The organism is Frondihabitans sp. PhB188, from assembly GCF_003752365.1.
GTDB lineage: Bacteria > Actinomycetota > Actinomycetes > Actinomycetales > Microbacteriaceae > Frondihabitans.
On sequence record NZ_RJUO01000007.1, the window covers coordinates 59,786 to 68,660 of the forward strand.

The 8,875-nt window shown below is 66.8% G+C and carries 8 protein-coding genes; 3 read left to right on the forward strand and 5 right to left on the reverse strand.

The genetic code is table 11. From position 1 onward, the window contains the following. Nucleotides 1–3 precede the first annotated feature (3 nt). The 5 genes from EDF46_RS17800 to EDF46_RS17820 are packed head-to-tail and all read right to left on the reverse strand — an operon-like array spanning nt 4 to nt 5,097. Nucleotides 4–870 (reverse strand): sugar phosphate isomerase/epimerase, encoded by an 867-nt coding sequence (locus EDF46_RS17800; RefSeq protein WP_123508021.1) that lies wholly within the window; start codon nt 868–870, stop codon nt 4–6. Beyond that, the gene (iolG, locus tag EDF46_RS17805) at nt 870–1,877 is read right to left on the reverse strand and encodes an inositol 2-dehydrogenase (protein ID WP_123508023.1); all 1,008 of its coding nucleotides are present in this window, start codon (nt 1,875–1,877) and stop codon (nt 870–872) included. The genes EDF46_RS17800 and iolG overlap by 1 nt, the downstream gene beginning before the upstream one ends. A 36-nt stretch (nt 1,878–1,913) precedes the next feature. Continuing rightward, nucleotides 1,914–2,969 carry a Gfo/Idh/MocA family oxidoreductase gene (locus EDF46_RS17810; protein WP_123508025.1) on the reverse strand — a complete coding sequence of 352 codons (1,056 nt, stop codon included), beginning with the start codon at nt 2,967–2,969 and terminating at the stop codon, nt 1,914–1,916. Next, on the reverse strand, nt 2,966–3,877 hold the full coding sequence (locus tag EDF46_RS17815) for a sugar phosphate isomerase/epimerase (protein WP_123508028.1): 912 nt from the start codon (nt 3,875–3,877) through the stop codon (nt 2,966–2,968). Before EDF46_RS17815 ends, EDF46_RS17810 begins: the two co-directional genes overlap by 4 nt. After that, nucleotides 3,874–5,097, reverse strand: coding sequence for a Gfo/Idh/MocA family protein (locus EDF46_RS17820; protein WP_123508029.1), 1,224 nt, complete (start codon nt 5,095–5,097; stop codon nt 3,874–3,876). The genes EDF46_RS17815 and EDF46_RS17820 overlap by 4 nt, the downstream gene beginning before the upstream one ends. 466 nt (nt 5,098–5,563) lie before the next feature. Between EDF46_RS17820 and EDF46_RS17825 the strand changes: the two genes are divergently transcribed. The 3 genes from EDF46_RS17825 (at nt 5,564) to EDF46_RS17835 (ending at nt 8,719) form a co-directional block, all read left to right on the forward strand. Continuing rightward, on the forward strand, nt 5,564–6,535 hold the full coding sequence (locus tag EDF46_RS17825; protein WP_233580106.1) for a substrate-binding domain-containing protein: 972 nt from the start codon (nt 5,564–5,566) through the stop codon (nt 6,533–6,535). Nucleotides 6,536–6,644: 109 nt separating this feature from the next. Further along, a complete protein-coding gene (locus EDF46_RS17830; protein WP_123508033.1) occupies nt 6,645–7,412 on the forward strand; it encodes an ATP-binding cassette domain-containing protein in 768 nt (255 codons plus the stop codon). Further along, entirely contained in the window at nt 7,409–8,719 is a 1,311-nt protein-coding gene (locus EDF46_RS17835) for a sugar ABC transporter permease (protein ID WP_233580107.1), read from the forward strand. The genes EDF46_RS17830 and EDF46_RS17835 overlap by 4 nt, the downstream gene beginning before the upstream one ends. Nucleotides 8,720–8,875: the final 156 nt, after the last annotated feature.

Here is an 8,875-nt window from a genome sequence, read left to right on the forward strand (position 1 = left end):
CCGTTATTCAAGAAGACTGTCGGCGCGATCGAAGCACGCGAAGGTCGTGTCGCGAGCACGAGCCAAACCGTCTCGGAGACCGAGGGCACGGAATTCCGTCGAGAGCATCTCGATACCCCACGGACCGGCCCATCCCAGTCGACGGAGCGAGTCAATAAATCCAGGCACGTCGAACGCCCCCTCGCCCGGGAACCGTCGACGGTCGCGAGTGTCTTCGAAGAGCGTCCCCACGACCTCGGCATCGGCGTCGTTGAGCTCGACGCCGACGATCATCGAAGGAGTGAGCGCCGCCTCGAACTCCGCAAGCGCCGTCCCGGCGCGAAACACGTGCCAGTAGTCGACGAAGAGCCCTGCCGCCTCGTGATCGACCAGCCTCATCAGGTCGGCTCCCTGTGGGAGGGTGGCGATCCTGCCGAACGGAAGCGGCTCGACGCCGACGCACGCGCCGATCGATGCGGCCTCGTCCGCGAGACGGCGCAGTGGTTCGACGAAGATCCCGAGGTCTTCGGCCGGCTCGCCGAATGCCGTCCCGACCTTGATCGAGGGCGAGCGCAGCGCGCGACCCGCCTCGACCAGGAGGTCCCAGGTCGGCTTCCACGACGACTCGGCGGGGTCGAGCCACCAGTCAGAGACCAACTCGACCTCGATACGGTCGAGGCCGAGGCGATCCGCTTCGTCACGGATCGCCTGAAAACCGATCGTCTCGCGGAACACCTCGAGATCGCCCTGCGAAAAACCCAACCCCACGTAACCCGCTTCCGCGACGGCTCGAAGCCGCTCGAAGACGGGATACGGACTGACCTCCGGTACTTTCATCGGGGCGATGCCCGCGGTCGTCCAGCAGGTCGCTATGAGATCCCGGGCGGCCATCAGGCCAGCTCGACCGCGACGGTGGCGCCCGATTTCGCGGACTCGGTCGCGGCGTCGGCGAGGATCAAGGCTGCTCGGCCGTCGTCGAAGCTGGGGCTGCGGAACGGCTCGCCTGCCACGCCGCGGAGGAACTCGGCGATCTCCAGACGGTATGCGTCCGCATAGCGCTCCAGGAAGAAATTCTGATAGGGAGCGAGCCCCTCGACCGACTCGGCGTTGAACGAACGCACGCTGGTCGGAGCGATGTTGCCGGCCTGGAGCATGCCCTTCGAGCCGAAGACCTCGATTCGCTGGTCGTAGCCGAACGAAGAGTGACGCGAGTTGAGAATCGTGATCGTTTCCCCCTTAGACCCGCGCAGGATCACAGCGACACCGTCGTAGTCGCCCGCAGCCTCGATGTCGCGGCTGAAGGTGTTCGTGCCCCGGGCCGTGACCTCGACGATCTCCGGGATGAAGAAGCGAGCGATGTCGAAGTCGTGGATGGTCATGTCGCGGAAGATCCCGCCCGATACGGCGACGTAGGCGGCCGGCGGCTCGGCGGGGTCGCGACTCGTGATCGCAAGTTGCTCGATCGAGCCGATCTCGCCGGAATCGACCCGACGCTTGACCTCGTCGAAATGTGGATCGAAACGTCGGTTGAACCCCAGCACGATCGGTACCGGCGAGGCTGCGGCCTTGGCCCGCAGAGCGTCGACGCGGGCGATGTCGAGGTCGATCGGCTTCTCGCAGAGAGCGGGGATGCCTGCGTCGATGGCCGCCTCGATGAGCGCCACGTGCGTCGGGGTCGGCGACGCGATGATGACGGCGTCGACCTCGCCGGAGGCAAACACCTCGGCCGGATCGGTCGTCACCTTGCCACCGAACTCGGCCGCGGTAGCTTCCGCTCCCGCGATGAACGGGTCGGCGATCCACTCAAGGGTGGCGTTGTCGAGTGCGTTGATGCTCATCGCGTGCACTCGGCCGATGCGGCCGGTGCCGATGAGCCCCATACGGAACTTCTGGGTCATTTGTCTCTTCCTTGAGCGGTGGTTCGTGGGGAGTAACTAGGCCAGTGAAATGCGGGTGCCGGTTGCGAACGACTCGGCGGCCGCCTCGGCGATCCGTGTCGCGACGAGACCCGAGCGTGGGGTGGTGAGGCTCGGCGCCTCGCCACGCGCCATCCGGACGAGATGGGCGGCCTCGCTCCTGAAGGCCGGCTCGAAGCGGGCCTGATAGTCGGGATACGTCGACCGTGGTGCCTCGATCCCGGGCTCGGTCGAGACCACGGCGGTGCGGGGGTCGATGCCGGAGCTCAGGGTGCCGTCGCTTCCGAAGACCTCGAGGCGGCAGTCCTGGCCCGCACCGTTCTTCCGGGTGCCGACGACAGTCGCGATCGCCCCCGAGTCGAATTCCAAGACCGCCACGGCCGTGTCCGCATCGTTGTGTTCGGCGTACACCGGCTCGTCGATGACGGAGCCGAACGCGCTGACCGAGACGACGTTCTGACCCGTCGCCCAGGGGGTCGCGTCGAAGTCGTGGATCAGCAGGTCGAACCACACGCCGCGCGACTCCGGGATGTAGCTGAGCCGGAGCGGGGTGCGATCGTTGTCGACCGCGCGCGCGACGCGAACCGGACCGATCTCGCCCGACGCGATGCGGTCGCGGAGCGCCTGATACCCGGGATCATAGCGTCGGTGGAATGCCACCATCACCGGGGTTCCGGTCGCCTCGATCTTTGTCGATAGCTCCTCGAGGGCGGCGGAGGTGAGGCACAGCGGCTTCTCGATGAGCAGCGGCGTGCCCGCCTCGGCGACCTGGAGCGCCAGGGCTGCGTGCGTGTCGGTCGACGTCGCGACCACGATCCCGTGGAGAGTCGGCAGGACGTCGTCCAATGCGTCGAGCGTCGTCGACACGACGGCGTGGGCCTCGGCCGGAGCGTGTGCCCCCGCTATCTCGGCCGGCGCTCCCGGTGCGATCGACGCGAGGACCGTCTCGTGAGCCGTGGCCAGACGCCCCGCGTCCCGTCCGATCAGGACGACCTCGTCGACCTCCGGGTTCTGCGCGAGGTTCCGGGCGTGCATGACGCCGATCTTCCCGAGGCCGTAGACGCCGACCCTCATACCGTCGCCTCGCCGTCCGCCGACAGATCGTCCAGGATGCCACGGAGGTAGGTGACGCTGGCGCGGGCGTCCTCAATCGGACCCCTGCCCGCGGCGGGTTCGGTCAGCACGACCTTGTCCTGTTCGAGCACGAACCACCCGGTGTACCCGACGCCGAGGAGACTCGCGACGATGGAGCGGATGTCAACGTCGCCCTGTCCGAGCGGGCGGTACAGCTCGTCGTCGACGATGGAGTCGAAGTAGCTCTTCTCGCCCCGCTTGACGCGCAGCATTCCCTCGGTCGACACGTCTTTGAGGTGAGTTACCGCGATCCGGTCGGCGTGCTCCGCCGCGAAGGCGACGGGGTCGACGCCGCCGATCATAAGGTGGCCGGTATCGAAGCAGAACGAGAACGTCGAGTGGTCGAGCACCTGCTGCACGTCTTCGGCCGTCTCCACGATCGTGCCGACGTGCGGGTGCAGAGCCGACGTGATCCCCTGCGCCGAGGCGACATCGCGAATGCGTTCAAGGTTGCCGAACAGGATCGACCACTCGGCGTCGGTGAGCGGTTCGCGGGTCTGATCGTAGCCGTCGATGCCCGTGATGGCTGCAACGATGAGCACCTCGGCGCCTGCTGCGGCGTAATCGGCCAGCTCGCGCTCGATGCGGGGCAGCGGGTCGACGTCGGCGCGGTGCAGGATTACGGGGACGAATGTGCCGACGGCCGTCATGCCGTATTCGCGCAGCTTCGCAGCCTTGTCGGTGGGCGCCTCCGGAAGGAAGCCGTCCGGACCCATCTCGGTTGCGGTGAAGCCGAGGCTCTTCATCTCGGTCAGGACGCGATCCGGCGTGAACTGGAAGCCCCACTCGGCGACCTCGCTGATTCCCCAGGAGATGGGCGCGGTGGCGATCATGGCGGTCGTCGTCATCGTTTCTGTCCTTCTGTGGTGAGGGTGCGAGTGTTGGCGGTTGCTCCTGCGACGAGGGGCAGGTCGATCCAGGATCCCGAGGCTGCAGACTCCTCGGCGGCCGTGAGGACGCGCGCGGAGGCGACCGCGTCGTGGATGTTGGAGTTCGTCGCCTCTCCGCCGGTCACCGCGAGGAGGAACTTCGCCGCTTCGATGGTCTTGAGATCGTCATAGCCCATGCTCGTGCCCGAGGACGGCTGGAAACGAGCGAAGTCCGGGAAGTAGGCGTCCGCGACCGCGCGGATGTAACCGGTGTTCGGGCCCTCGTTGCCGAGCGCGATCTCGAGCTCGTTGAGGCGCTCGAATTCCCAGCGCACCGAGCCCTTCGTGCCGAAGATCTCGATGCCGTACTCGGACCTGGGGCCGACCGCGATCCGGGAGGCCTCGAGGCTGCCGAGCGCACCGGCCGCGACGGCCGAGTCGTCGAACTTCACCAGCATGGTGGCGTAGTCCTCGTTCTCCACGGGGAGCATCGTGCCGGCCTGCGGCGAGTGCGGCAGGGCGGGACGCTCGGTGATGTAGGTGCCGGTGGTGGCCGTGATGCTGCCAATCGGACCGAGGACGTAGTGGACGAGGTCGACCAGGTGACCCATCAGGTCGCCGAGGACTCCTGATCCGGAATACTCGCGGACGAATCGCCAGGCCAGCGGGTCGTTAGGGTTCGACGAGAAGCCGCCGAAGAATCGGCCGCGGATATTCGTGATCTGCCCGAGCGACCCGTTGAGGACGAGCTCACGAGCGCGCTGGATTGCAGGAACGTGGCGGTAGTTGAACCCGATGCAGGTCACGACGCCGGCTTCGTCGGCGGCGGCCTCGACGGCCTCGGTCTCGCTCGCGCCGCGACCGACCGGCTTCTCGATCCAGAACGGCTTGCCGGCCTTAGCGGCGGCGATCCCGATCTCGGCGTGGAGGAAGTTCGGCGCACAGATCGACACGACATCGACCTCGGGGTTGGCCAGCACCTCGTGGTAGTCGGCGACGGCGGAGGCGTAGCCGAGCACATCGGTGGCGTAGGTGCGCCCGGCCTCGGCGACGTCGGCCGCCTGCACGAGGGTCGGGTGGATACCGAGCTCGGGGTAGATCAGCGGCAGGGAGTTGTAGGCCCGCGAATGCAGGCGTCCCATCCAACCGACACTGATCAGGCCGACGCCGATCGACTTAGCGGGGGTGTTCTCGGCCATGTGGCTCCTTCGTGCTATTGGCGCGACGGAGCCGACGCTTCGTCGCGTGATGTTTCGCTGTTGCGTGGGACCGGTCCCCCACTGGAATCTACGATGAGGTTAGGAACGTGCACGCCGCATGTCAAGACAACGGCGCGCCTTTTCGATTCTGATGCCGGCAATGGGTGCCCGGATCGTGACCGTGATGATGCCGTAACTTTCAGCCATTGTGGGACCGCTTCCACTGTCGTACCATTCACCGGACAGAGAGTTCGTCATACAAGAAATCTTGGTGACGTGTCGATTTCCAGCCACCAACGACGGTGGCGAAAACGGAGGACGTTCAATGATGAAAGCCACCACACGCTCCCTGGTGATCGGTGCCGCAATGGCACTGGTCGTCGCGGGACTGACGGGATGCAGCAACGGGGCCTCGACAGGAGGCGGATCCGGATCCGGCGGAAGCGCCGACTCGGCCAAGATTGGCTTGCTGCTCCCCGATTCGGTCACCGCGCGGTTCGCCAGCGCCGACCGGCCGCTGTTCACCAAGCGGATCAAGGCGAAATGCCCCGACTGTACCGTGCTATACCAGAACGCTGGCGGTGACGCGTCCAAGCAACAGCAGCAAGCGCAGGCCATGCTGACCCAGGGCGTCAACGTCCTCGTGCTCGATGCCTTCGACGGCGAGGCTGCCGCGTCCATCGTCACGCTCGCCAAGGCCAAGAACGTGCCGGTCATCTCCTACGACCGCTTGATCAACTCGGACGGCCTCTCGGCCTACATCTCGTTCGACAACCAAAAGGTCGGCCAGCTCCAGGCGACCGCGCTCACGGAACGCCTGAAGCAGCTCGGTGTCGCCGACGACGCCGGCATTCTCGAGATCAACGGCTCCCCCACGGACAACAACGCCGGACAGTTCAAGTCGGGTGCGCAGTCGGTCCTGTCGAAGTCGAGCTACAAGGTCCTCGGCGAATACGACACCCCCGGTTGGGACCCGGCGAAGGCCCAGAGCTGGGCTGCCGGTCAGATCTCTAAGGTCGGCGTCACCAACGTCAAGGGCATCTATGCCGCCAACGACGACACCGCGGGTGGTGTGATCGCCGCGATGCGTGCTGCTGGGGCCACGACGATCCCGCCGATCACCGGCCAGGACGCCACCCTGGCCGGACTCCAGCGCATCCTCCAGGGCTCGCAGTACATGACGGTCTACAAGGCCTTCAAGCCCGAGGCCCAGGGTGCCGCAGACCTCGCGCTCCAACTGGCGGCCGGCAAGAAGCCGACCACCAACGCGACGGTGAAAACCGCGGGAGGCGCGTCCGTCCCCTCCGTTATCCTCACTCCCGTGGCCGTCACGGCCGACCAGATCCAGGGCACCGTCGTGAAAGACGGACTCTTTACCGCCAGCCAGATCTGCACCTCGGCCCTCCAGGCCGCCTGCACGAAGTACGGCATCAAGTAGCCCCCTGCGCCGGGGCCGTCTCTCGGCCCTGGCGCAGCCCTGATCAAAGGAGTCTTCCGTGACACTCGCGAACACTGCACCCGCAGCCGCAGAAACACGCCAGCCTGTGATGTCCATGCACGGCATCACCAAGAGGTTCGGTGCCGTCCAGGCTCTCAGCGGAGTGGACTTCGACGTCCACGCTGGTGAGGTCGTCGCCATCGTCGGCGACAATGGCGCCGGTAAATCGACCTTCGTCAAGATCTTGTCCGGGGTCTACACCCCCGATGAGGGCACCATCCGCTTCGAGGGGCAAGACGTCGACGTCCCGAACCCCTCGGCTGCGCGATCCCTCGGCATCGCGACCGTCTTCCAGGACCTCGCCCTCGCCGACAACCTCGACGTAGTCTCCAACCTGTTCCTCGGCCGCGAGATCTCACACGGGGTGGTCATGGACGAGGAGGCGATGGAAGCTCGCGCTTGGGAGCTCCTGCGGCAGCTCGCCGCGCGAATCCCGTCGGTTCGGATTCCGATTGCCTCGCTCTCGGGAGGCCAGCGCCAGACCGTCGCCATCGCCCGTTCGCTCGTCGGCGACCCCAAGATCGTCATCCTGGACGAACCCACGGCGGCCCTCGGCGTGGCGCAGACGGCCGAGGTCCTCAACCTCGTCGAACGACTGCGCGAAAACGGCCTCGCCGTTGTCTTGATCAGCCACAACCTCGCGGACGTCCAGGCGGTCGCCGACCGTGTGGTCGTCCTGCGCCTCGGCGCCAACAACGGCACTTTCCAAATCCAGGACGTGAGCTATGAGCAGATCATTGCCGCGATCACCGGTGCCAGCGACAACGCTGTGACCCGCCGCGCCGCGTCCGTGTCGACCAGAGAGACCGAGTCATGAGTTTCACGCGATCCCCGAAATCGAAGAACAAGGGCACGGATCCGCACCCCCTCACCATGAGCAATCCGGTCTCGCGTGCCGCCGCCGACCTCCAAGACGAGCGACTCCTCCGCGACGACGGGCTGCGAGGCGCCGTCGTAGCTTTCGGGCGCCGGGTCCGCGCCGGTGACCTCGGCAGTCTCCCGGTCGTCGTCGGACTCGTCGTCATCTGGGTCGCGTTCGGCATCCTGACGCCCGGGGGAAGCTTCCTGTACGCCACGAACCTCGTCGACCTCGCCGTCCAGTGCGCGGCCGCCGGCACGATCTCGATCGGTATCGTCCTGGTGCTGCTCCTCGGCGAGATCGACCTTTCTGTCGGTTCGGTCAGCGGACTCGCGGCGGCGATCCTCGGTGTGGGACTTACCTTGCACGGGTGGCCGATCCTGCTCGTCATCGTGGTCGCCCTCGCTGTGGGTGCGGCGATCGGAGCTCTGTACGGGCTCCTCTTCACCCGGTTCGGCGTCCCGAGCTTCGTCATCACCCTGGCCGGTCTTCTCGCCTTCCTCGGCGTCCAGCTCCTGGTCCTCGGCGCGAACGGTTCGATCAACCTGCCGCAGGATTCCTTCCTCGTGCAGTTCGCCTTGTTCTCCTATCTGCCGCCGTGGCTGGTGTACCTCCTCGTCGTTCTGGCCGCGGGCGGCACGCTCTTCGCGGACATCCGACGGAACGCACGTCGTCGCCGTGCCGGTCTCTCGGTCGGCCTCTCGTCGCTCGTGTACATCAAGTCGGCGGCCCTGCTGGTCGGTCTCGGGGTTATCGCCTGGTATCTCTCCACCGACCGCGGGACGGGCTCGTCGTTCGTCTTCTTCGTCGTCCTGGTCGTCGTGATGAACTACCTAGTCACGCGGACCCGGTGGGGCCGTTCGATCTACGCCGTCGGTGGGAACGTGGAGGCCGCGCGACGCGCCGGTATCAATGTCCGCTGGGTCTACATCTCGGTCTTCATGCTCTGCTCGATGTTCGCGGTGGTCGGCGGCCTCCTGTCGGCCGCCCACCTTTCGGCGTCGACTCTGAGCTCGGGCGGTGGCGACGTCAACCTGAACGCGATCGCGGCAGCTGTCATCGGCGGCACGAGCCTCTTCGGCGGCCGCGGCAGGATCTGGTCCGCCCTTCTCGGTGTCATCGTCATCCAGTCGATCGCCAACGGGCTGAACCTGCTGAACTTCGACGACTACACCCGGTACATCGTCACGGGCGCAGTGCTGCTGCTCGCCGTGATCATCGACTCCCTGTCGCGGCGCTCGCGCGCCAGTCACGGCGCCGCCTAGCGGGAAGAATCGACCGAACAGGCCAATCGGCGTGGGGGGGGGGGGGTGGGGGGGCCCCCCCCCCCCCGGAGAATAAAAGCCGGGGGGGGGGGCCCCCCCCCCCCGCCCAGGGGGGCGCCGCGGGGGTGGCGCCCGCGACCGCGGCCGGGGCGGGGG